A 913-nucleotide genomic window follows, 5' to 3' on the forward strand; every position below is an offset into this window, starting at 1 on the left:
CCGCGCCGATACGGGGCACACGACGCCACCAGCGGCCGCCGCGACGATTGCAGAACGCGACCAGCTCACCGAGCGTGACGATCCCCTCCCCCGTCAACCGCAGCGCGATCGCGGGCCGGAACCAGAGGCTCACCCGGTGCTCCGCCGCCGGCGTCGCCGCGGCGAGTTTAGCCGCGTCCTCGACCATGCGCAGCGAGACCGCGGTCAGCCGGGCATTGCCGTGCTGCCGAATCGAGGTCTTCAGGTGCTCGGCCAGCACCGATGATCCGTTCAGCATCGCGAGATGCACCAGGTCGTCGCGCATCGTCTTCAGATGCCGCTCGAGTGTGGCAGGATCATCCTCGTAGGGCGTGGTGTCGGGATCGTAGTAGCGGCTGGCGATCGTCGACGGCGGCACGCGCTGGACCCACGCGCGCAACGCGGCGAAATCGCTGCGCGTATAGGTGCGCGGTGGCGGCAGGGTCAGTTGTTCGGCCGGCGTCGTCATCGCACGTCTGCCGGTGGGCGGTACCCGTATGAGAGGCCGCGCAGCGTATCCCACTGCGGCGCCTGGGCAAGGCTCTCAAGCCAGTCGAGCGCGGCGCGACCGGCGCGGTCAGTTCAGCGACCTGAATCGGAGCCGAGTANGTCTGCCGGTGGGCGGTACCCGTATGAGAGGCCGCGCAGCGTATCCCACTGCGGCGCCTGGGCAAGGCTCTCAAGCCAGTCGAGCGCGGCGCGACCGGCGCGGTCAGTTCAGCGACCTGAATCGGAGCCGAGTAGTGGGCGGTCCGCTCGGACACGGGTTGCTGCGACAACCGGATTGGCTGACGCACCCAAGCGATGAAAGCCGCGCCGAGCAGTTCGTCGAAAATCGGTTCATGCCGGTAGCGGACCACCTGGCGATAGCAGGCGCGGCGCAGCCCGTCGAGCA

At 68.9% G+C, this 913-nt stretch carries 1 protein-coding gene; it reads right to left on the minus strand.

Features of this window, described 5'->3' with window-relative positions; translation table 11 throughout:
* Positions 1-487, minus strand: a 487-nt coding sequence (locus tag RZR99_RS32925; RefSeq protein WP_323123842.1) for a phage integrase family protein, incomplete at its 3' end; no start/stop codon positions are given.
* Positions 488-913: the final 426 nt, after the last annotated feature.

Origin of the sequence: Burkholderia alba, assembly GCF_034721475.1 — a bacterium.
Classification (GTDB): domain Bacteria; phylum Pseudomonadota; class Gammaproteobacteria; order Burkholderiales; family Burkholderiaceae; genus Burkholderia; species Burkholderia alba.